The organism is Noviluteimonas lactosilytica, assembly GCF_020866925.1.
Classification (GTDB): domain Bacteria; phylum Pseudomonadota; class Gammaproteobacteria; order Xanthomonadales; family Xanthomonadaceae; genus Noviluteimonas; species Noviluteimonas lactosilytica.
The window spans coordinates 1,783,632-1,804,070 of record NZ_JAJGAK010000001.1; the positions used below are offsets into that span (position 1 = coordinate 1,783,632).

21 protein-coding genes are annotated in these 20,439 nt (G+C 68.5%); 7 read left to right on the top strand and 14 right to left on the bottom strand.

Annotated elements, in window-relative coordinates; genetic code table 11:
* Positions 1 to 170 precede the first annotated feature (170 nt).
* From LK996_RS08550 to LK996_RS08565, 4 genes are all read left to right on the top strand, one after another.
* Complete coding sequence (locus tag LK996_RS08550) at positions 171 to 632, top strand: glycine zipper domain-containing protein (protein WP_230526676.1); 462 nt, start codon at positions 171 to 173, stop codon at positions 630 to 632.
* Positions 633 to 790: 158 nt separating this feature from the next.
* Positions 791 to 1,261, top strand: a complete 471-nt coding sequence (locus LK996_RS08555; RefSeq protein WP_230526677.1) for a hypothetical protein — start codon at positions 791 to 793, stop codon at positions 1,259 to 1,261.
* Between the two features lie 44 nt (positions 1,262 to 1,305).
* Positions 1,306 to 1,902, top strand: a complete 597-nt coding sequence (folE, locus tag LK996_RS08560; protein WP_230526678.1) for a GTP cyclohydrolase I FolE — start codon at positions 1,306 to 1,308, stop codon at positions 1,900 to 1,902.
* Positions 1,838 to 2,848, top strand: coding sequence for an NAD(P)/FAD-dependent oxidoreductase (locus LK996_RS08565; protein WP_230526679.1), 1,011 nt, complete (start codon positions 1,838 to 1,840; stop codon positions 2,846 to 2,848). The genes folE (LK996_RS08560) and LK996_RS08565 overlap by 65 nt, the downstream gene beginning before the upstream one ends.
* 27 nt (positions 2,849 to 2,875) lie before the next feature.
* On the opposite strand, the gene LK996_RS08570 is transcribed toward LK996_RS08565, so the two are convergent.
* From LK996_RS08570 to LK996_RS08580, 3 genes are read right to left on the bottom strand one after another with little or no spacing between them, the layout of a single operon-like run.
* Positions 2,876 to 3,310 (bottom strand): hypothetical protein, encoded by a 435-nt coding sequence (locus LK996_RS08570; RefSeq protein WP_230526680.1) that lies wholly within the window; start codon positions 3,308 to 3,310, stop codon positions 2,876 to 2,878.
* 32 nt (positions 3,311 to 3,342) lie between these two features.
* Positions 3,343 to 3,744, bottom strand: coding sequence for a hypothetical protein (locus LK996_RS08575; RefSeq protein ID WP_230526681.1), 402 nt, complete (start codon positions 3,742 to 3,744; stop codon positions 3,343 to 3,345).
* Positions 3,741 to 5,684, bottom strand: coding sequence for a TIR domain-containing protein (locus LK996_RS08580; RefSeq protein ID WP_343225860.1), 1,944 nt, complete (start codon positions 5,682 to 5,684; stop codon positions 3,741 to 3,743). Before LK996_RS08580 ends, LK996_RS08575 begins: the two co-directional genes overlap by 4 nt.
* On the opposite strand from LK996_RS08580, the gene LK996_RS08585 reads away from it, so the two are divergent.
* Positions 5,574 to 6,854, top strand: a complete 1,281-nt coding sequence (locus LK996_RS08585; protein WP_230526683.1) for a TCR/Tet family MFS transporter — start codon at positions 5,574 to 5,576, stop codon at positions 6,852 to 6,854. The genes LK996_RS08580 and LK996_RS08585 overlap by 111 nt on opposite strands.
* A 24-nt stretch (positions 6,855 to 6,878) precedes the next feature.
* On the opposite strand, the gene LK996_RS08590 is transcribed toward LK996_RS08585, so the two are convergent.
* A complete protein-coding gene (locus LK996_RS08590; protein ID WP_230526684.1) occupies positions 6,879 to 8,156 on the bottom strand; it encodes an acetyl-CoA C-acetyltransferase in 1,278 nt (425 codons plus the stop codon).
* Between the two features lie 106 nt (positions 8,157 to 8,262).
* Here LK996_RS08590 and LK996_RS08595 point away from each other — a divergent pair, with 106 nt between their 5' ends.
* Positions 8,263 to 9,153, top strand: a complete 891-nt coding sequence (locus LK996_RS08595) for a hypothetical protein (protein ID WP_230526685.1) — start codon at positions 8,263 to 8,265, stop codon at positions 9,151 to 9,153.
* Between the two features lie 26 nt (positions 9,154 to 9,179).
* Here LK996_RS08595 and LK996_RS08600 read toward each other — a convergent pair whose 3' ends face one another.
* The 5 genes from LK996_RS08600 to LK996_RS08620 all read right to left on the bottom strand — a co-directional run bounded on the left by LK996_RS08600 (position 9,180) and on the right by LK996_RS08620 (position 14,545).
* On the bottom strand, positions 9,180 to 9,701 hold the full coding sequence (locus tag LK996_RS08600; RefSeq protein WP_230526686.1) for a GNAT family N-acetyltransferase: 522 nt from the start codon (positions 9,699 to 9,701) through the stop codon (positions 9,180 to 9,182).
* A complete protein-coding gene (locus LK996_RS08605) occupies positions 9,698 to 10,264 on the bottom strand; it encodes a superoxide dismutase family protein (protein WP_230526687.1) in 567 nt (188 codons plus the stop codon). The genes LK996_RS08600 and LK996_RS08605 overlap by 4 nt, the downstream gene beginning before the upstream one ends.
* A 14-nt stretch (positions 10,265 to 10,278) precedes the next feature.
* The gene (ntrC, locus tag LK996_RS08610) at positions 10,279 to 11,691 is read right to left on the bottom strand and encodes a nitrogen regulation protein NR(I) (RefSeq protein ID WP_230526688.1); all 1,413 of its coding nucleotides are present in this window, start codon (positions 11,689 to 11,691) and stop codon (positions 10,279 to 10,281) included.
* Positions 11,684 to 12,724 carry a two-component system sensor histidine kinase NtrB gene (locus LK996_RS08615; RefSeq protein WP_230526689.1) on the bottom strand — a complete coding sequence of 347 codons (1,041 nt, stop codon included), beginning with the start codon at positions 12,722 to 12,724 and terminating at the stop codon, positions 11,684 to 11,686. The genes ntrC and LK996_RS08615 overlap by 8 nt, the downstream gene beginning before the upstream one ends.
* Positions 12,725 to 13,012: 288 nt before the next feature.
* A complete protein-coding gene (locus LK996_RS08620; RefSeq protein WP_230526690.1) occupies positions 13,013 to 14,545 on the bottom strand; it encodes an FAD-dependent oxidoreductase in 1,533 nt (510 codons plus the stop codon).
* Positions 14,546 to 14,698: 153 nt separating this feature from the next.
* On the opposite strand from LK996_RS08620, the gene folE (LK996_RS08625) reads away from it, so the two are divergent.
* A complete protein-coding gene (gene folE / locus LK996_RS08625) occupies positions 14,699 to 15,316 on the top strand; it encodes a GTP cyclohydrolase I (protein ID WP_230526691.1) in 618 nt (205 codons plus the stop codon).
* Here the strand turns inward: folE (LK996_RS08625) and ung are convergent.
* The 5 genes from ung to rhlB all read right to left on the bottom strand — a co-directional run bounded on the left by ung (position 15,309) and on the right by rhlB (position 20,355).
* Complete coding sequence (gene ung / locus LK996_RS08630; protein WP_230526692.1) at positions 15,309 to 16,022, bottom strand: uracil-DNA glycosylase; 714 nt, start codon at positions 16,020 to 16,022, stop codon at positions 15,309 to 15,311. The genes folE (LK996_RS08625) and ung overlap by 8 nt on opposite strands.
* Positions 16,019 to 16,861, bottom strand: coding sequence for a response regulator (locus tag LK996_RS08635; protein WP_230526693.1), 843 nt, complete (start codon positions 16,859 to 16,861; stop codon positions 16,019 to 16,021). The genes ung and LK996_RS08635 overlap by 4 nt, the downstream gene beginning before the upstream one ends.
* 8 nt (positions 16,862 to 16,869) lie before the next feature.
* A complete protein-coding gene (ftsX, locus tag LK996_RS08640; RefSeq protein WP_230526694.1) occupies positions 16,870 to 17,835 on the bottom strand; it encodes a permease-like cell division protein FtsX in 966 nt (321 codons plus the stop codon).
* Positions 17,828 to 18,517, bottom strand: a complete 690-nt coding sequence (locus LK996_RS08645; RefSeq protein WP_230526695.1) for a cell division ATP-binding protein FtsE — start codon at positions 18,515 to 18,517, stop codon at positions 17,828 to 17,830. The genes ftsX and LK996_RS08645 overlap by 8 nt, the downstream gene beginning before the upstream one ends.
* 95 nt (positions 18,518 to 18,612) lie before the next feature.
* Complete coding sequence (rhlB, locus tag LK996_RS08650; RefSeq protein WP_230526696.1) at positions 18,613 to 20,355, bottom strand: ATP-dependent RNA helicase RhlB; 1,743 nt, start codon at positions 20,353 to 20,355, stop codon at positions 18,613 to 18,615.
* Between the last annotated feature and the right edge of the window lie 84 nt (positions 20,356 to 20,439).

The window sequence follows — 20,439 nt, forward strand, 5'->3', positions numbered from 1 at the left end:
CGCGTGACGAAAAACATTTCGTCGAACAAGCTGAATTCGCCGCGGCGTCGTTGTTGCCGAACATTCAACTTCAAGCGGAAATTCTTCACTGTCGCTGCACCGCGTAATGCCTAAGTTGCGCAGCGTCGCGTCGCGCTTCGACGCGTCGTCCCCACGACAGGAGCAGCAAGATGAGCGATATCAAGAAGGACCACAGCGTTGGTGAAGGCACGGGTGCGGTGACGGGTGCGGTCACGGGCGCGGCAGTTGGTTCGGCGGGCGGTCCGGTCGGGACCGTGGTGGGTGCGTTGGCTGGCGGCGTCCTCGGCGCGAAGGCCGGCGGCAAGATCGCCGAAGCGGTCAACCCCACCGAGTACAACGACCACTTCAAGAACTCGTACCGCGACACCGCGTACTACAACAGCACGCGCGACTGGAGCGATTACGAGCCGGCCTACAAGTACGGCTACGACACCTATGGCCAGTATCGCGGCCAGCGTTTCGACGACGTCGAAGGCGATCTCGAGCGCGGCTGGGAATCCGGCAAGGCGAACTCGCGCCTGGCCTGGAACGAAGCCAAGGGCGCCGTGCGCGATGGCTGGCACTACGTCGAACGCGCGATGCCGGGCGATGCCGACCGCGACGGTCGCTGATCCCGTGCCGCAACGACTCGCGGTGCGAACGCATCGCTAGACGAGCCGGGGCAACCCGGACGCAGGGGCCGCCGATGCGGCCCTTGCTTTTTTCACCGGCATTGAACGCCTCGCCGCAGAGCATGGCATCGACAGCCGCCCCACCAGGAGTCGACGCGATGAGCATCCTGAAGAAAGACCACGTGGTCGGAACGGGCGGCGCAGCACTCGCCGGCGGCGCCGCGGGCGCCGCGCTCGGCGCGGTGGTGGCGGGTCCGCCCGGCATGGCCATCGGCGGGATCGCCGGCGTGGCGCTGGGTGCGACGGTCGGCGACCGCGTCGCCGAGTCGCGCGACCGACGCGAGAACCTCGGCCACTTCGAACAGATCTACCAGTCGATGCCCTACTACCGGGCCGGCTACACCTGGCACGACTACGGCCCCGCCTATCGCTATGGCCTGGACACCTACGAACAGCACGGCGAGGCGGGCTTCGCCGAAGCCGAGTCGATCCTGCAGGGTGCGTGGGAGGCGAATGCCCACTTCGGGTCGCGGATGGCGTGGCTCGAGGCCCGCCCGGCGGTCGAGCACGCATGGCGTTCGCTCGACGAAGCGCTCGGCAAGGCCGAGCACATGCCGCGGCCGCGCTGAACAGCCGGTACCATGGCGGCCCCCGCATGCAGGGCCGCCCCGCGATGAGCGATTCCCGCAACAACGTTTCCCGCGCCGACGCCGAAGCCGCCGTCCGCACGCTGCTGCGCTGGTCCGGCGAGGACCCCGCGCGCGAAGGCCTCCTCGACACGCCCAAGCGCGTCGTCCGCGCGTACGAAGACTGGTTCAGCGGTTACGCGCTCGATCCCGACGACTATCTTGCGCGCACGTTCGAGGAAGTCGAGGGCTACGACGAGCTGATCGTGCTGCGCGACATCCAGTTCGAGAGCCATTGCGAACACCACATGGCGCCGATCATCGGTCGCGCGCACGTGGGTTACCTGCCGAACGGCAAGGTCGTCGGCATCAGCAAGCTCGCGCGCGTGGTCGAAGCCTATGCGCGCCGTTTCCAGGTGCAGGAGAAGATGACCGCGCAGATCGCGGGTTGCATCCAGCGCGCGCTGAATCCGCTCGGCGTCGGCGTCGTGGTCGAAGCCGCGCACGAATGCATGACCACGCGCGGCGTGCACAAGCGAGGTGTGAGCATGGTGACTTCGACCATGCTCGGGACCTTCCGTGAAGACGCACGCACCCGCGGCGAGTTCCTCCAGTTCATCTCCGTCGGCCACGCGCACCGCTGAGCTCGACTGCCTCGTCGTCGGCGCCGGTCCCGCCGGCCTGACGGCGGCCACGTATCTGGCGCGCTTCCATCGGCGTGCGGTCGTCGTCGACGCCGGACGCAGCCGCGCGCGCTGGATTCCGACGAGCCACAACTGTCCGGGCTTTCCGTTCGGCGTCGCCGGCCCCGCGTTGCTCGAGAAGTTGCGCGCGCAGGCGGTCGGCTACGGCGCGGAGATCGTGAGTGGACGCATCGCCAGGCTCGAACGCGACGGCGACGCCTTCATCGCCTGCGCCGACGACGGCACGCGATGGACCGCGCGCTACGTGATCCTCGCCACCGGCATCGTCGACCAGATGCCGTCGATGCCCGGCCTCGAAGACGCGATCGCGCGCAACGTCGTGCGCATGTGCGCGGTGTGCGATGCGTACGAAGCGAGCGACGATCGCATCGCGGTGTACGCGCCGGCCGACGTCGCGATCCGCCACGCGGTGTTCCTGCGCACGTTCTCGCGCAACGTCGTGGCGGTGCGATCGGAGGCGGGCGAACCGAGCGACGCATGCGCGCGCCTTGCGCAGGAAGCGCGCGTCTCGGTGCTTCCCGTTGCACGCTCCCTCGAACACGACGGCCGTTGCTGCGTGTTCCGCCTGGAAGACGACAGCGTGCATCGCTTCGACACCGTGTATCCCGTGCTGGGCTGCAACGCGCAGTCGGAGCTGGCGACCGCGCTCGGCGCGCAGGTCGACGAGAACGGCGAGTTGCACGTCGACGGACATCAACAGACGAGCGTCGACGGCCTGTTCGCCATCGGCGACATCGTCAGTGCGTTGAACCAGATCAGCGTCGCGGTGGGCCACGCCGCGATCGCGGCGACGTCCGTGCACAACCGCCTGCCGCCGAACTTCCGCGAGGATCCGGAAGCCCAGCCGCCGAGTGCGGCCGAGCTTCCGAGTCCGGGTGGTGCGTGATTACGACTTCGACGCCACGCGGACTGCTCAGCTGTGGACGATGCGAGGCTGCGCCATCATGGCCATCGGCGTCTTCGGATCGTTCTTGATCATCGGATCGCAGAGGATGGTGGTGTTGCCGACGCTGTCGGCGACGACGACGCAATAGTCGGCGGTTTCGGCGACCGTGTTGATGTCGGTGATCGTGGCCGCGCTGGTCGACCCGATGCTGCGCGTGAGTTGGTTGTTTCCATCGCCGGTGAATACGACGTCGGAGATGCTGTAGCGATTGTCGGTGCTGAGGCTGACGTTGATCGTCGCCGTGCCCTGCCCGACCTGGGTTTCCAGGCCGCCGTTGTTGTTCGCGCCGCCCGAGTACTTGAACGCATAGACCTGGCCATTCGCGGCGATGACCTCGGTCCACCCTTGGCCGGGTTGCGGGCCGAACTTGACGTTGAGGTTGACACTCTCCTGGTTGGGCATGGCAAAGCTCCGTCGTTGAAGTTGGGGGAAAATCAGGAAGGGGGTCTCGGGTCGTTCTTGATCATCGGATCGCACGGGATTTGCACAGCGCCGTCCCTGGTTTCGACGATCACGCAGTAGTAGCCATCCATGCCTTCGGTGTTCGCGTCGTCGATCACAAGGCGGTTCGCATTGGACTTCTTCTTGTCCATCCACAACTGGTCGCCGGAGTTCTCGAACGTCACGTCGTGCATGCGGAAGTCGCTGTCGGCATCGAGCCGCACGGTGAACTCCACGGCCTTCTCGTTCTTCCGCGCGTGGAAGACGCCGTGTCCGCCTTCCCCGCCGTCGAAGTGGTACCAGTACTCCTTGTCGTCGCTGCCCATCGTGGGCGTCCAGTCCTTGCTTGCGGGCTCGCGTGCGACGTGCAGCGTCGCGATCTTGTCGTTGCTCATTGGAGGGCCACCTCCTGCCGGGCCAGGTTGGATTCGAGCTTGCGGGTGCGCTCGAGCCACTTCGACACGCGCGTGTCGTTGGGCTCTGCCTTCAACATCGTTGCGAACATCTGTTCGGCTTCCTTCGCGATCGGCATCGCGCGGCGCGGCTGGCCGATGCCGTCCAGCGCCGCGCGCCAGTAACGTGCGATCGCCTGCTGGCTCGCCCACGTACGATTCTCGGGATCGTGGCGACGAAGTGCGTCGGCCTCGCGATTCGCGGCTTCCATCGCGACGCGTGCATTGACGAAGTCGCCGTTGTCGAAGCGCGCCTCGGTGAGCAGCAACTGCGCGTCGACCCAATCGCGGCGCCATTCGGCGACATCGGGTTCGGCCTTCCGGCGCGCGGTCGCGGAGTCGAGCAGCGCGGCGAACCATGTCTCCGCTTCGGCGTCGCGTCCCTGGCGCTTGGCGTTGGTGCCGAGCCAGGAAATGATCACCGCCTCTTCTTCCTTGAGCTTCTGGTCGTTCGGGCGTTGCTTCACCCAGCCGCGGAACAACTCGAGCTCGCGCTTCATCGCATGCTCGGCGGCCTCGTGGTGGCCGCGCGTTTCCTGCATCACCGCGAGGTTGTGGTAGCCGTACGCGGCTTCCTTCTGCCAGTCGAAATTCTTCGGGTCCATCGGCGCCAGTTGCAGCGCACTGTCGCGATAGCGCGTCAGCCAGCGCTCGGCTTCGTCGAGGTTGCCTTCCTGCATCGCGACGTAGCCGATCCAGTATTCGGTCTGCGCACGATCGAACAGGCGCTGGCCCTTGCTCGTGTCGCGTTCGTACAGCGCGCTCGTGCGTTCGTGCGCTTCGCGGAACGCGGTCATCGCCGCCTTGTAGTTGGTGGCTTCCAGGCGCACCTGGCCGATGCCGGTGAGCGAGCGCGCCTGTTCTTCCAGCGCGGTGTCGCTGAGATCGCGCGGATCGAGTTCGGCGAAGTAGGTCGTCGCCTTGTCGTCGACCGTACGCATCAGGTCGAGGCGGCCGACCGTCGTGAGCTTCTGCCGCAGGTCGCCGAGCATGAAGCCGAGCAGGTCTTCGGCCTGCGCCTGCCGGCGTTGCGCATCGTTGCGCGCGAGATGCGCGGTGATCGCGAGGCTCGAGGTGATCGCCATGCCCGCGACCGAAGCGGCGGCGACCAGGGCAAGCCGACGATTGCGCCGCTGCGCTTCGCGTTGCACCAGCGTGTCGTAGCCGACGCCGAGCAATCCGGCGATCAGCTTGAGAACCGCGCGATCCTTGCCGTCGCCTTCCGCGCGCGCATCGGCGGCGAGCGGCTCGCGTCCGTCCTCGATCGTCGACGGCGGGAAGCAGTTGTCGACCGTCGGTTCGCCGTCGACGATGAAGCAGAACACGCGATCGGCACGGCCGTTGGCGAGGAACGAGCGCACTTCGGCGTCGACCCACTGCGATCGCGCAGACGCTGGCGAACACACCACCACCAGTGCGGCGGATTCGGACAACGCTTCCTTGATCGTCGTGCTGAGGTCGCCCGCGGTCGGCAGCTCGTCGCGATCGCGGAACACGACGCCGAGGCGCGCGGGAATCGGCCCATCGCGTCCGTGCGTGCCGACCAGCCGCTTCGGCACGCGGTACGACTCGAGCTTGCGCATCAGCCATCGCGCCCAGTGGGCGTCGTTGTGGCTGTAGCTCAGGAATACGCAATAGCGCACGGTGGCGCGGCCCGGAGATGGGCCGTTCTCGGGGGACGTTGGACGAACGCTCCGGCCCGCTACCAGCGGACACCATGCCGACGGACGGTCTAGACTGGCCGCCGCAGTTTTCCCGGAAGTCCGCCCCCCGTGACCGCCAACGCCCTGCCCGGCGCGCGCAAGGCCGCGCTCGCCTTCATCTTCATCACCGTCCTGATCGACATCCTCGCGTTCGGCCTCATCATCCCGGTGTTGCCGCACCTGCTGGTGGAGTTCACCGGCGGCGACATGGTCGAGGCGGTCGGTTGGGTCGGCGTGTTCGGCGTGTTGTTCGCCGGCATCCAGTTCTTCAGCGCGCCGATCCAGGGGGCGTTGTCGGATCGATTCGGGCGGCGGCCGGTGATCCTGTTCTCGTGCCTGGGGCTCGGCGTCGATTTCATTTTCATGGCGGTCGCGCAAACGCTGCCGTGGCTGCTGGTCGGACGCGTGGTGTCGGCGATCTTCTCGGCGAGCTTCACCACCGCGAACGCCTACATCGCCGACGTCACCGAACCGTCGAAGCGCGCGCAGGCCTACGGCATGATCGGCGCCGCGTTCGGCCTGGGCTTCATCATCGGCCCGGCGATCGGCGGCCAACTCGGTCACTACGACATCCGCCTGCCGTTCTGGTTCGCGGCGGCGCTCGCGCTGTTGAACTTCGCGTACGGGTGGTTCGTGCTGCCCGAATCGCACCCGGTCGAACGCCGTACGCCGAAGTTCGACGTGCGCAGCGTGCATCCGTTCGCCGCACTCGGGCTGTTGCGCAGGTACCCGGCGATCTGGGGCCTGGCCGCGGTGGTCTTCCTCGTGAACCTCGCGCACTACGTGTATCCGAGCGTGTTCGTGCTGTTCGCCGACGTCGCGTACGGCTGGGACGAACGCATCGTCGGCTACGTGCTCGGCGTCGTTGGCGTGCTGAGCGTGATCGTCAACGCGGTGCTGGTGAAGAAGATCGTCGGCGCGATCGGCGAGCGCCGCGCGTTGTTGCTCGGCCTGGCGTGTGGCGTCGTCGGTTTCACCATCTACGGCTTCGCGCCGACGGGCACGATTTTCCTGATGGGCATGCCGATCATGGCGTTCTGGGCGCTCGCGATGCCGTCGACGCAGGCGATGGTGACGCACCAGGTCGAACCGGAAATGCAGGGCCGCATGCAGGGTGCGCTCACGAGCCTGGCGAGCCTCGCGGGTGTCGCCGGTCCCGCGGTCTACACGTCGGTGTTCGCGTTGTTCATCAGCGATCACGCGCCGGCGAAGTTGCCGGGCGCGCCGTTCCTGCTGGCGGGCGTGTTGCTTGCCGCAGCGGCGTTGGTCGGCTGGCGTTTCGCGCGTGTGCGTACCGAAGCACGCCATCCGCGCGAAGGCGGAGAACCGGAAGTCGCCAGCGAGCCTTGATCCCCGCTCTCGCGGGGATGGTGCTTAGCGCTCGAGGATCGCGACGACGCCCATGCCGCCGGCGGTGCAGATCGACACGAGGCAGCGACCGCCGCCGCGTTCCTTCAGTTCCTTCGCCGCCGTGGCGACGATGCGCGCGCCGGTGGCCGCGAACGGGTGACCGGCCGCGAGCGAGGAACCGTTCGGATTGATCTTTGCGGGATCGATGCGACCGAGCGGCGCCTCGAGGCCGAGGCGCGTCTTGCAGTATTCCTCGCTCTCCCACGCGCGCAGCGTGCATAGCACCTGCGCGGCGAACGCTTCATGGATTTCGTAGAAGTCGAAGTCCTGCAGCGTCAGGCCGTTGCGGCGGAGCATCTCGGGCACGGCGATCGTCGGCGCCATCAGCAGGCCTTCGCCATGCACGAAGTCGACCGCACCGACGTGCGCATCGCGCAGGTGGCACAGCACTTCGAGATCATGCGCGGCTGCCCATTCGTCCGTCGCGACCAGGCACGCGGACGCGCCATCGGTGAGCGGCGTGGAGTTGCCGGCGGTCAGCGTGCCGCGGCCCGACGTCTTGTCGAACGCGGGCTTCAACGTCGCGAGCTTCTCGATCGACGTATCGGGACGCAGGATGTTGTCGCGCGCGACGCCGCGGAAACTCACCACGAGATCGTCGAAGAACCCGCGGTCGTACGCCGCGGCGAGCTTGTGGTGCGAAGCGACTGCAAGTTCGTCCTGCGAATCGCGCGAGATGTTCCACTGCTTGGCCATGTCCTCGCAGTGGTCGCCCATCGACTTGCCGGTGCGCGGTTCCGCGACGCCGGGGAAATCGGGCTTGAGTTCGCGGAAGTGGAAGCCCTTGAACGCGGCGAGCTTGTCCTTCGTCGTCTTCGCCATCGCGGCGGCGAGGATGCGGCGGCGGAGCTTCTGGCCGTAGACGATCGGCACGTCGGACGTGGTGTCCGAACCGCCGCCGACGCCCACGTCGATCTGGCCGGTCGCGATCTTGTTGGCGATGTGCACGACCGAATCGAGCCCCGTGCCGCACGCACGCTGCAGCGTGATGCCCGGCGTCAGCGGCGACAGGCCCGACGATAGTGTCGCTTCGCGCCCGAGGTTCCAGTCGCTGGAATGCTTGATGACCGCGCCGAGCGCGACTTCACCGAGCTGTTGCCCGTGGAGGCCGTATTTTTCGACGAGGGCCCCGAGCGTGCGTACCGACATGCCCAGGTTCCCGACATCGGCATACGCCGTGTTCTGCTTGCAGAAGGGGATGCGGACGCCGCCGAGGATGGCGACGGGACGGCCGTGCAGCATCGGACTACCTCGTCGATCGCGGCCCGGCGCGCGAGCCGCGCGGGCATAATGCGACGCAGTGTAAACCCCACCCCCATCGGGGCCAATCCACGTTCCCGGACCCCAGATGAACGACACGACGCCGGATCTGCAGTTGCTCGGCGCATTGGCGCTGGAGCTGGCGCCCGGCACCCACGCCGAACGCGAGGCGTTGCCCCAGGCCGACGCGGGCGCGCTCGCGCAGCGCATGGCGCAGGACCTCGCGGGCTTCGCCAGTGAGGCCGACGCCTTGCAGCTGGTGACCGTCGGGGCGCACTACGACGTTGTCGAACTCCTGCGCCCGGGCTGGTCGCTGCATCGCGAGCTCGATCAGCTGGCCGCGCGTGCGCCCGGCGACGCGAGCGGACGCGTGATCGCCTTCGGTGCGCACGACGACAAACTGCCGGGCGCCCTCACGCCGCAACCCGAACATGCGGGCGGGCCGTTGCGCCTGGTGCCGTTCGTGCTCGGCGGCGACGGCGCGATCGCCGCGCGCGTCGGCGACGTATTCGAGCGCGACCTCATGGAACGCGGCATGGCCGGCGCCGCGACTGCCCTGCTCGCCCAGGATGCGTTCGGCATGCGCGTCGAACACGCGCGTTACCTCACGCTGCACGACCTGGCCGCGATGATGGCGCTGCAGTACGAACACGCGGGCCTGGCGCCGCTGTGGCCCGTGGTCGAAGCCGCGCTGCTCGAGCCCGATGCGGAAGAATGGCTGGAAAGCGGCCCCGAACCGGTCGTGCATTACGCCGATCGCGAGGCGCGCATCGCACTGTTCACGCCGCAGGCCTGGCGCGAACGCTACGCCGCGCAGGCCGCGCACGAAACGACGAGCGAATGCGACAAGCTCGAACGCGCGTTCGAACATTTCCAGGCACGCCAGCGCCAGTTCGCCGCGGTGCTCGAAGCCCACGGCATCCCGGTGACCTTCGTGCATTGCGACAAGGACAACGACGCGCACGCCGAGTTGGCGTAAGCGTCGCGCGCTTCACGCGAGGCGCGTCATTCCCGCGGAGGCGACAGCCCCGGCACATTCGCAAGCAACGCGTGGAAGACCTTGTACCCCTCGTCTTCCATCCCGAGCGATTCATACGTGCGCTGCGCGTTCTCGTTTTCGCGCTCGACGCACAAGCGCAACCCGATGACGCCCGGCGTGTCCTTCGCCATCGCCTCGACATGCCGGTACAACGCCGAGAACACGCCCTTGCGCCGATGTTCCGGCGGCACGTACACGCTCTGGATCCACCACCACGCGCCGTTGCGCCAGTCGCTCCACTCGCTGGTCAGCATGAGCGTGCCGACCGGCACGCCCAGCACTTCCGCACCGGCGATCGGCGCGTCTTCCATCGCGACGAAGTAACGCGCCTTCGCCGGATCGGCGATGCCGCTGGCCACGCCCGCGCGCACGGTGGCGGAATCGAGCGTCTTGCCTTCGGTTTCCTTCGCCATCGCCGCGTTCCAGTCGGCGATCAGCGTCGCGTCCGCGGCATGCGCGGGGCGGATGCGGAAGGCGTGCGCGGTCATCGAATGATCTTGATCGGTGCGCAGGCCACGCGCGCACCCGAGTTGCCCGCAGGCTGCGAGGTGTAGTCGTCCGCCGCCGCGTGCACGACGAGCGCGCGGCCCGCGATGTCGTTCGCCGCGCCGCCGCCGAGCGACACGCCCGCGAGGTGGATGTTGAGGTTCGCCTGTCCCTGCGGGTCGGCGACGATGTTGTCCATGTCGCCCGCGTGGTGCGCGGCCGCGCTCGACTTGCCGTGCGGCTGGCCGGTCGGATTGAAATGACCGCCCGCGCTGCTCGCATCCGCCGCGGTGCAATCGCCCTTCTCGTGCACGTGGATCGCATGCACGCTGTTGGGAAGGAAGCCGCCGATGGTGCCGGTGAGATGCACGCCGTCGCCCATCGGCGACAACGTCACGCGACCGCTGACCAGGCTGCCCGATGCGGACGCGAGATTGGCCTGCCCTTCCTGCGCGGTGCTCGGCGTCGGCGGCGGCGCCGGTGCGGGCGGCGGTGCGCTGGCGCACGCGGCGAGGGTCAAGGTCGCGGCAACGACGAGTGCGTGGCGGTTGAGTGCGTGGCGCATGAGGGTCTCCTTTCCTATGGGCGCTTGCGGCCTGGGCCGAGCTTGCGGGTGAGCGTGTTACGACCGAGTCCAAGCCGTTGCGCGGCCTCGCCGCGATGGCCGTGGGTGTGTTCGAGTGCGGCATCGAAAAGCACGCGATCGAAGCGTTCGCGTGCGTCGGTGTGCAGGTCGGCATCGCCTGCGGCGAGGCGTTCGCGGGCCCAGCGCGCGAGCGCCGCTTCCCAATCGTCGCCCTGCGACGCCTCGCCCGTCGACGGCGCGAACGCGGCATCGAGCTCTGCAGTACCGATCGTGTCGCCCGGCGCGAGCGCGGCCAGGCGCCAGCAGAGGTTCTCGAGTTCGCGCACGTTGCCCGGCCAATCGTGCTTGCGCAGGCGTTCGAGCGCGGGCTTGGCGAAACGTTTCGCGGGTGCGCCGAGCTTGCGCGCGGCCGCGGCGAGGAAGCGTTCGGCGAGCGCGGGCACGTCCTCGCGGCGTTCGCGCAGCGGCGGCAGGTGCAGGCGCACGACGTCGAGGCGATGCAAGAGGTCCGCGCGGAACTTGCCTTCCGACACGAGGCGTTCGAGTGCCTGGTGCGTCGCGGCGATCACGCGCACGTCGACGCGGATCAACTCGCGCCCGCCCACGCGGAAGAACTCCCCTTCCGCGAGCACGCGCAGCAATCGTGTCTGCAGCGACAATGGCATGTCGCCGATTTCATCGAGGAACAACGTGCCGCCGTCGGCTTGTTCGAAGCGTCCGACGTGGCGTTTCGTTGCGCCGGTGAAAGCGCCGGCCTCGTGGCCGAACAACTCGCTCTCGAGCAATTCGGCGGGAATCGCGGCGGTGTTCAAGGCGACGAACGGCCGATGCGCGCGCGGCGACTCACGATGCAACGCGCGTGCGACGAGTTCCTTGCCCGTCCCCGTTTCGCCGGTGATCAGCACCGACAACGGCGCCTGCGCGAGACGCCCGATGCTGCGGAACAACGCGCGCATCGCGGGGGTATCGCCGATCAGTTCCTGGTTGACCGCGGCCGGCACGGGCGCGACGGGCGCGGCGCCGTTGCCGGCGTTGGGCATCGCGCGGCCCGCGAGCGCGACGGCGGCATCGAGGTCGAACGGCTTCGACAGGAATTCGTAGGCGCCGCCGCGGAATGCGCCCGCGGTGCTCGCGATGTCGGTGTACGCGCTCATCACGATGACGGGCAACTGCGGCGCGGCGGCCTTCAGGCGTTCGAGCAATGCGAGGCCGTCTTCGCCGGGCATGCGCACGTCGGTGAACAAGAGGTCGGGCGCGCCGCGCGAACGCAAGGCGTCGAGCGCATCGCGCGCATTCTCGAAACCGTCGACGGCATACCCCGCTTCGCGCAGCGCGGTTGCGAGCACGAAACGCACGGCGCGATCGTCATCGACGATCCACACGCGCGACGGACGGACGTCAGCCATCGGGCGTCTCCTCTTCTTCCAGCCATAGCGGCAACAGCAGCGTGAACACCGTGTGCCCGGGGCGCGAGCGATACGCGAGCGAGCCGCGATGTTCGCGCGCGACCTGCTGCGCGAGCGCGAGGCCCAGGCCCGTGCCCGCCGCATGCCCGCTGACCAGCGGCAGGAAGATGCGTTCGGCGAGTTCTTCAGGCACGCCGCGGCCGTCGTCGATGATCTCCAGGCGCAGCGCGATCGGATGCAGCGTGTCGCCGATGCGCACGCCATGTTCGGCGCGCGTGCGCAGCGTGATGTTCGCGGCGCCCGCGTCGATGGCGTTGCGCGCGAGATTCCACACGGCCTGCGTCAGGCGATCCGCATCGCCGAGCACATCCGGCAACGACGGGTCGTAATCGCGCACGAGGCGCACGGCCCAGCCCGCGTCGCTTTCGGCCAGGCGCAGCACGCGTTCGAGCACCGCGTGGATGTTCAGCGGCTCGAACGGACGCGGCGGCGCGGGCGACAACAAGCGATCGAGCAACCCGGTGAGGCGATCGACTTCGGATTCGATCAGCGAGACGAGTTCGGTCGCGGTCGCGTCGTCGACGATGCGACGGTCTAGCAACTGCGCGGCGCCCTTCAGACCCGCCAGCGGATTGCGCAGCTCGTGCGCGAGACCCTTCAACGCGGCCGACAACGCACTCGGCAGCAACTGCGCGGGATCGTCGCCGGGGAACTCGTCGACCGGGTGCGCCTCGATCCACCAACCCCCATGCTCGCGCGGCGTCAGCGTCACATCTGCGAAGCGCGGCGCCTCCGCGCCGGGGAACGCGAGCGGCACGCGCCGCAGCCGAGCCCCCTCCCCTTGCCCCGAAATGGCGCGAATGAAGGCATCGCCCTCGAACTCCAGCGCCGCGAGCGGCATGCCTGCCAGGCGCTTCGCACTGACCCCGAGCCAACGCGCGCAGGCGGCATTGGCGCCGAGAATCCGGCCATCGGCGGCGGCCCACGCGATGGGCGTGGCGAGCAGATCGAAGGCGGCGTCGGGGGAGTTCATTGCACCAATGTAGTGCAGATTTGCGCGGGGAGCACGGGATACCTTTGGTCTCCTGTGACCGAAGGTATCGGGTCGTCAGGCTTCCCCGTGTTCCAGCCAGCGAGCCATGCGTACTCGTGCATCCGCGTGCGTGTGGATGCGGTCCGCGAGGACGGCAGCCTCGCCACGGAAGACGCCTTCATGTATTGCGCGTCGCTCTTGCGGATCCTCGCCGTCATGCGGCAAGGACTCTGTCGTTTCAATGCCGGGCGGGGTCGTCATGCTCCAATCGTACGGCCCACGCGGAAGCTATCGCTCTCGATCACGCAGGGACTCTTCGATCTCCAGGTTCTCCAAGTCGCGACCAACGGATGCCGCGGCAACCAGCTTCCCGCCGCGGTAATAGCGCGCGGTGAAGTCCTGGCCTTGCAGGTCGCCATCGATCCGCACGTCGTCCCACTTGCCGGCGTATCCGCAGTAGCGCACTTCGACGCCCTGGTGGTGGGTCCAGAAGTAGGGCACGTCGTCGAAGGCGTGTTGCGCGCCGAGGATGTTGGCGGCCGCGGCCTGGCCCATGCGTTCGGCGTGGACCCAGTGTTCGATGCGTGCGTGCTCGACGCCCGCGTGTCCGTCGCCGATGGGGAAGCGCGCGACATCGCCGGCGGCGAAGATGCCGGGCGCGGAGGTCTGCAGGAACTTGTCGACCACGATGCCTTCGTCGACGTTGAGGCCTGCCGCTTCCGCGAGCGATGTGCGCGGCGCGACGCCGGTGCCGACGAGCACGAAAACGACGTCGATGCGGTCGCCGCTTTCGAGTGCGAGTGTGTTTCCGTCGAAGCTCGCGGGCTTCTGGCCGAGGTGGAACTGCACGCCTTTTTTCGCGTGAAGCGATTGCACGAAGGCGCCGACCTCTTTGCCGAGCGCGCGTTCCAGCGGCACGGCATCGGGCGCGACGACATGCACGTCGAGACCGCGTTGTCGCAACGCGCCCGCGGCTTCCATGCCGATGAAGCCCGCGCCGATCAGCGCCACCGACTTCGCGTTCGCGCACGCCGCGATGATCGCGCGCGCGTCGGCGAGCGAGCGCAGCATGAAGACGTTGCTCGCGTCGAAACCGGGCAGGCGGAGCGGGCGCGGGGCCGCGCCGGTCGCAAGCAACAGCGCGTCGTAGGGGATGCGGTCGCCTTCGCGCAACTCGACTTCGCGCGCGTCCGGGTGAATCGCGACGACCTTGCTCGCGGTGCGCACGTCGATCTTCCGATTCGCGTAGTGCTTCGCGCTCGACAGCGGAATCCATTCCTCCGGTGCGGTCCCGGCGAGGTAATCCTTCGAGAGGTTGGGGCGGTCGTACGGCGCGTCGCTGTCTGCGCTGAGCATCGTCAGCGTGCCGGCGTGGCCCAGTTCGCGCAGGCGCTCGGCCGCCGCGAATCCGGCAGCGCCGCCGCCGATGATGACGACGTGCTCGCGCGTCGTGCGTGGCGTCGGCGCGGGCTTCGCCATCTTGGTCTTCTCGCGCACGAACACCTGGTCGCCGACGACTTCGACCTTCCAAGTCGCCAGCGTGCCGAACGCCGGCGCTTTGCGCGCGCGGCCGGTGCGCAGGCTGAAACACGCGTGGTGCCACGGGCAACGCACTTCGTCGCCGACGACGAGCCCTTCGCCCAGCGGGCCGCCGTAATGCGTGCATCTGCCGTCGACGGCATGCAGTCCGTCGTCGAGGCGCGCGATCAGTACCGCATCGCTGCCGACGCGACCCGCCAACACGCCGCTCGCCGGAATGCTCGCCAACGCGACGCCCTGCGACAAATCGGGGCCGGGCGGAAGCTCATCGGTATGCGCCATGCATCACCTCCTGTCGAACGCGCATCTTGCGCTCCAACCCGTGGATGCGCGCGAAGGCGCGGCGTTCCCGCAATGCGTCGCGCGGGAACCTCGCACGCGCCGCCGCATCTGCTGGATATCCCACCGGAACACGCTCGCAGGAGTCACGCACCCATGCTCGACGCTCGCCTCCAGGTCATCGACACCGCCGCCGCGCCCGCCACCGACGACGCGCCCCCGTCGCGCCACGAGGCCGAAGCCGCCATTCGCACGCTGATCCGCTTCGCGGGCGATTCGCCGTCGCGCGAAGGGCTGCAGGACACGCCGGCGCGCGTCGTGCGCGCGTACGAGGAATGGTTCGGCGGCTATGCGATCGATCCCGACAAACTGCTCGAACGCGACTTCGAAACCGCCGGTTACGACGACGTTGTGCTGCTGCGCGACATCCCCGTGCGCTCGATGTGCGAACACCACATGGCCGCGATCCGCGGTGTCGCGCATGTCGCGTACCTGCCGAACGAACGCGTCGTCGGCATCTCCAAGCTCGCGCGCCTCGTCGACGCCTACGCGCGTCGCTTGCAGATCCAGGAACGCCTCACCTGCGAGATCGCCGAGACGCTCGACCGCGTGCTGAAACCGCGCGGCGTCGCCGTCGTCATTCGCGCGACGCACGAATGCATCGGCTCGCGCGGCATCGCGATGCAGGGCGTGGGGATGGTGACACGACGCCTGGTCGGCGAATTCGAACGGGAGCCGTGGCGCAGCGAATTGCTTGCGACGCTGGCTACGTAGCCGCGGGCAAACGCCAATCGATCGGCGCCATCCCGTGCCGCACGAGATACTCGTTCGTCTTCGAAAAATGCCCGCACCCGATGAACCCGCGGTGCGCACTGAGCGGGGAAGGGTGGGGCGCCTTCAACACGCGGTGCTTCGACGTGTCGATCATCTTGCCCTTGGCCTGCGCGTAAGCGCCCCACAGCAGGAACACGAGGTGTTCGCGCTCGCGGTTCAGCGTTTCGACGACGTGATCGGTGAAGCCTTCCCAGCCCTTGCCCTGGTGCGCGCCGGCCTTGCCTTCCTCCACCGTCAGCACGGCGTTGAGCAGCAGCACGCCTTGTTCGGCCCAGTGCGTGAGGCAACCGTGCGAGGGCGGGGCGATGCCGAGGTCGCGCTGCAGTTCCTTGTAGATGTTCTGCAGCGACGGCGGCACCGCGGTGCCGTGCTGAACCGAGAAGCACAGGCCATGCGCCTGGCCGAAGCCGTGATAGGGATCCTGACCGAGGATCACCACTTTCACCCTGTCGAACGGCGTGGCGTCGAGCGCGGAGAAGATCTGCGCCGGCGGCGGGAATACGTGCGCACCTTTCTGCATCCGCTCGCGCAGGAACACGCGCAGCGCCTGCATGTCGTCGCGCTTGAGGTAGTCGCCGACGCGCGCTTTCCAACCCGGTTCGAGGCGAACGCGATCGCCGTTGTCCGCGGCGGCCGCGTCGGTCATGCGTCGATGCTGCGTTGTTCGGGCAACCGCGCCACGCGCAACTGGAACAGCGTCTTGGTGACGAGCAGGCGCTCTTCGATGGGCTTGAGCACGAGATCGTTGGCGCCTTCGCGCAACAGGCCGGACTGGTTGTCCTTGTTCTCGTCGCCGGTCATCACGAGCACCGGCAGCTGGCGCTTGTTGTAACCGTAGTCGTTGCGGATGCGATCGAGCAGGTCGCGGCCGCTGAGTTCGCCCTTCAGGTAAACGTCGGTCAGCACGAGGTCGGCGCCGGGATCTTCGCCGCCGCGGAACGTATCGAGATGCTTGAGCGCATCTTCCGCGCTGATCGTGTGCACGACGCTCAGGCCCTGGCGTTCGAGCATGCGCTTGGTCGCCATCGCGACGACGCGGCTGTCTTCGACGTACAGCACGCGCGCGCCGGCGATCGCTTCAGGCTGCACGTAGCCGCGGATGAACGCGGCGAGCGCCTGGTGGCCGAGGCCCTTGTCGAAATAGTCGGTGACGTCTTCGCTGAAACTGCGGTCTTCCAGGCGCGCCTGCGCTTCGCCCGACACCACGATCACCGGCACGTAGGCCTGGCCCGACGCCGCGCGCACTGCCTTGGCGAGCGCGAGGCCATCGCCGTCGGCGAGGTTGAGCGCCGTCGTGACGAGATGGAACGGACCGGTCGCGAGCGCGGTCTTCGCGTCTTCGAGACCCGCGCAGCCGACCACTTCGACGTTCGGCAATTCCTTCACCAGCACGTCGCCGATCAACTTGCGCACGAGCTTCGAGCCATCGACGACCATGACGCGCGGCGCGTCGCTGATGAGATGACGGAGATCCTGGTTGCCCATGCGCGCGCTCAGTGGGTGGGGCGCGTCTGGCGCAGGAAGTGGCCGGTGACGACGCCAGCGCCGATCCAGCCGATCAGCGTCGCGCCCGCGAGCACGATCGCGGCCTGCGTCGCATCGACGCCCTGCAACGCGAACGCACTGCCGTAGCTACCGGCGAGATCGGCGAGCGGTGCGCGCAAGGCGATCCACGCGGCGGTGAGCAACGCGAGTGCGAGGGCGCCCGCGGCGAGGCCGTACCACACGCCGAGATACAGGAACGGCCGGCGAATGAAGCCGTCGGTCGCGCCGAGCAATTGCAGCACGCCGATTTCGTCGCGGCGCGACTGGATGTCCAGGCGCACGGTGTTGCCGACGACGAGCAAGGCGCCGAGCCCGAGCAGCCCCGCGAGCACGAGCGCGACGCGGCCGCCGAAGCGCAGCCAGTTGTCCAGGCGCGCGCGCCACTGTGCGTCGTGCTGCACGAGGTCGGCTTCGGGCAGCGCGCGCAACGTTTCGGCGAGCGAGAGTTCGTCGCCGCGCGGCGTCACCACCAGCAGCCACGGCAAGGGATTCGATTCGCCGGTCGCGGCGAGCGCGTCCACGGCGTCGCCGAGCCCGTCGCGATCGCGCAGCGTCTTCAGTCCCTGGTCCGGCGAGCGCACGTCGACCGACGCGACTTCCGCGCGCTGGCGCAGCGTGCCGGCGATCGCGTTCGCGCGCGCAGCGTCATTGCCTTGCTTGAGGTACACCGAGATGTGGCGCGAAGTCTGCACGTCGCCGGCGAAACGCTGCACGTTCGACAACACGACCCACAGGCCGAGCGGCAACGCGAGCGCCACCGCCATCACGCCGATGGTCAGCAGCGTGGCCCACGGCTTGCGGAACACGCGGCCGAGGCTCGCGACGAAGCTGTAAAGATGATGGTCGAACCACGCGCCGAGCCCTGTCGAATGCACGCGACGATCGCGCACGGCGCCCCCCGGTTGATCAGGCATCGGCGAGCTCCTGCGGCGAGATGTCGTCGGCGAGCTTGCCCTGGTCGAGCACGAGCACGCGCTTGCGCATGCGCTTGATCAGGCCGAGGTCGTGGCTGGCGACGAGCACGCTGGTGCCGCGTTCGGGCAGGGCCGCGAACAGCGCCATGATTTCCGCCGACAGCGTGGGATCGAGATTGCCGGTGGGTTCGTCGGCGACGAGCAGGTCGGGTTCGGCGACCAGCGCGCGTGCGATGCCGACGCGTTGCTGCTCGCCGGCCGAGAGCTGCGAGGGCAGGGCCTTCTCGCGCGCGCCGAGGCCGAGGCGGTCGAGCATCGAGCGCACGCGCTTGCCGATCTCGCCGCGCTTCATGCCGCGCAGGATCAGCGGCAGCGACACGTTCTCGCCGACCGTGCGGTCCATCAGCAGCTGGTGGTTCTGGTAGACGACGCCGACCGAACGCCGATGCAGCGCGACCTTGCCGCCGCGCACCTTCGCAAGGTTCTTCTCGCCGAACAGCACCGCGCCGCGCGTCGGGCGCTCGGCGAGCTGGATCAGTTTCAGCAGCGTGCTCTTGCCCGCACCGGAGTGGCCGGTGACGAACAACATTTCGCCGGGCGCGACCGCGAAGCTGACCTCCGTGAGCGCGACGTGGCCCCCGGGGTATTGCTTGCTGACGTTGTCGAAGCGCAGGACCGTCATGGCGGCGAGTATGGCCCGTCACGTCATTCCCGCGAAAGCGGAAATCCATGAAGTTGCGCAGTCGTACAGGATCCCCGCAGTCGCGGGGACGACGATCAGTGCTGCGAGCGCGGTGCGCGTGTCACCAGTGCCTTCAGGCCCTTGCCGATGCGCGCCAGCAACGACGGTCGAACGTCGGAGGGTGTGGCCGGTGCGGCGGCGCCCTGCGGCGACGACACCTGCGCCTGCAGCGCATCGCCTTCGAGGCGACGGCCGCCGCGACGGCGACGGCGCTTGCGCGGTGCGCGTTCGGCGTCCGGGCCTTCGCCGGCCTGGCCCTGGCCGTGGGCCTGGGCCTGCGGACGCGGCGGGCGCGGGGGCTTCGGTGCGGCGGCGACTGCCGCCTCCCCATTGCCGTTGACGCGCGCGGCATCCGCGACGACCGCTTCGCCTTCGCGCTTGCGCGGCGGACGCGGACCGCGCTCGCGGCGTTCGCCGCTGCGGCCTTCGCCCGGACGACCTGCGCCGGAACGGCCGCCACCGGGGCCGCCCTTGCCGCGGCCACCGCCGCGACGCTGTTCGTCGGCGGCGCGCTGCTCGCGCGCTTCCTTGAAGATCGAACCGATGCTTTCTTCCTCGCCCTCGGCCTCGCCTTCGACCACCGCACGCGGCGCGCGCGGCACCGCGACGAGCATTTCCGGCGTCACGTGCTCGCCGGGGATCTTCTGGTCGATGTAGGCCTCGATGTCGGGCAACGACATGCCGTAGCGCTCGCAGGCGAAGCTGATGGCGTCGCCTTCGGCGCCCAGGCGCGCGGTGCGACCGATGCGGTGGACGTAATCCTCGGCATCGAAGGGCAGGTCGTAGTTGTAGACGTGCGACACGCCGTCGATGTGCAGGCCGCGGGCGGCGACGTCGGTCGCCACGAGGATTTCGAGCTGGCCGGCCTGGAACTTCTTCAGCAGCGATTCGCGCTTCTTCTGCGGCACGTCGCCGGACAGCACGCCGACGCGGTAACCGCCCTTCTCGAGGGCACGGGCGACGCGTTCGACGAAGGCTTTCGTGTTCACGAAGACCATCGTGCGCGCGCCTTCGCTGCGCGAGAGCAGGCCGAGCAGGAGCGGGATCTTCTCTTCGTCGGCCGGGTAGTAGACCTTCTGGCGCACGCGTGCGGCGGTCACCGATTCGGCTTCGACGACTAGCTTTTCCGGCTCGTTCATGTGTTCGTACGCCAGCTCCAGCACGCGGTGCGAGAGCGTGGCGGAGAACAGCAGCGTCTGCCGCGTCGTGCGCTCGGGCATGCGGCGCAGCAGGAAGCGGATGTCCTTGATGAAGCCGAGGTCGAACATGCGGTCGGCTTCGTCGAGCACGCACGTTTCGCAGGCGTGCAGCGAGACCACCTTGTGCTGCTTGACGTAGTCGATCAGGCGGCCCGGGGTCGCGATGATCACGTCGGCGCCGGCCTGCAGCAGCGTGCGTTGCTTGTCGTAGTCCACGCCGCCGTAGACGAGCGCGAACTTCAGGCCGAGGTCGCTGGCGAACTTCACCGCGTCCTTGTGGATCTGGATCGCGAGCTCGCGCGTCGGCGCGAGGATCAGCGCGCGCGGATCCTCCGGCCGGCGTTCGGCGAGCGCCGGGCGCGTCAGCAGGCGATTGATCACGGCGATCAGGAACGCGAGCGTCTTGCCCGTGCCGGTCTGCGCCTGGCCGGCGAGATCGCGGCCGGCGAGTGCGATCGGCAGCGTCAGCGCCTGGATCGGCGTGCAGCGGTTGAAGCCCGCGGCCTCGAGTCCCGCGAGCAGCGCGGGGTGGAGGTCGAATTCGGAGAAAGCAATGTCGGTTAAGGGTTTGTCGCTCATGCGTCTGCAAGTCGTCCATGGGCGCCGGGTCGCCCTTGCGCCGGGGGGCGCCTGCGAAGCAGACTGCCGGCTCACTGAATCCGG

What these genes read in the sequence shown, in the direction of transcription:
- LK996_RS08600 (WP_230526686.1), bottom strand. Translation starts at nt 9,701, where the DNA reads ATGACCGCGCACGCCTTCCGCATCCGCCCCGCGCATGCCGCGGACGCG.
- LK996_RS08645 (WP_230526695.1), bottom strand. Translation starts at nt 18,517, where the DNA reads ATGACGGTCCTGCGCTTCGACAACGTCAGCAAGCAATACCCCGGGGGC.
- LK996_RS08620 (WP_230526690.1), bottom strand. Translation starts at nt 14,545, where the DNA reads ATGGCGCATACCGATGAGCTTCCGCCCGGCCCCGATTTGTCGCAGGGC.
- LK996_RS08590 (WP_230526684.1), bottom strand. Translation starts at nt 8,156, where the DNA reads ATGCTGCACGGCCGTCCCGTCGCCATCCTCGGCGGCGTCCGCATCCCC.
- LK996_RS08575 (WP_230526681.1), bottom strand. Translation starts at nt 3,744, where the DNA reads ATGAGCAACGACAAGATCGCGACGCTGCACGTCGCACGCGAGCCCGCA.
- folE (WP_230526691.1), top strand. Translation starts at nt 14,699, where the DNA reads ATGCTCGACGCTCGCCTCCAGGTCATCGACACCGCCGCCGCGCCCGCC.
- folE (WP_230526678.1), top strand. Translation starts at nt 1,306, where the DNA reads ATGAGCGATTCCCGCAACAACGTTTCCCGCGCCGACGCCGAAGCCGCC.
- LK996_RS08595 (WP_230526685.1), top strand. Translation starts at nt 8,263, where the DNA reads ATGAACGACACGACGCCGGATCTGCAGTTGCTCGGCGCATTGGCGCTG.
- LK996_RS08605 (WP_230526687.1), bottom strand. Translation starts at nt 10,264, where the DNA reads ATGCGCCACGCACTCAACCGCCACGCACTCGTCGTTGCCGCGACCTTG.
- ntrC (WP_230526688.1), bottom strand. Translation starts at nt 11,691, where the DNA reads ATGGCTGACGTCCGTCCGTCGCGCGTGTGGATCGTCGATGACGATCGC.
- LK996_RS08570 (WP_230526680.1), bottom strand. Translation starts at nt 3,310, where the DNA reads ATGCCCAACCAGGAGAGTGTCAACCTCAACGTCAAGTTCGGCCCGCAA.
- ung (WP_230526692.1), bottom strand. Translation starts at nt 16,022, where the DNA reads ATGACCGACGCGGCCGCCGCGGACAACGGCGATCGCGTTCGCCTCGAA.
- LK996_RS08615 (WP_230526689.1), bottom strand. Translation starts at nt 12,724, where the DNA reads ATGAACTCCCCCGACGCCGCCTTCGATCTGCTCGCCACGCCCATCGCG.
- ftsX (WP_230526694.1), bottom strand. Translation starts at nt 17,835, where the DNA reads ATGCCTGATCAACCGGGGGGCGCCGTGCGCGATCGTCGCGTGCATTCG.
- LK996_RS08555 (WP_230526677.1), top strand. Translation starts at nt 791, where the DNA reads ATGAGCATCCTGAAGAAAGACCACGTGGTCGGAACGGGCGGCGCAGCA.
- LK996_RS08635 (WP_230526693.1), bottom strand. Translation starts at nt 16,861, where the DNA reads ATGGGCAACCAGGATCTCCGTCATCTCATCAGCGACGCGCCGCGCGTC.
- LK996_RS08550 (WP_230526676.1), top strand. Translation starts at nt 171, where the DNA reads ATGAGCGATATCAAGAAGGACCACAGCGTTGGTGAAGGCACGGGTGCG.
- rhlB (WP_230526696.1), bottom strand. Translation starts at nt 20,355, where the DNA reads ATGAGCGACAAACCCTTAACCGACATTGCTTTCTCCGAATTCGACCTC.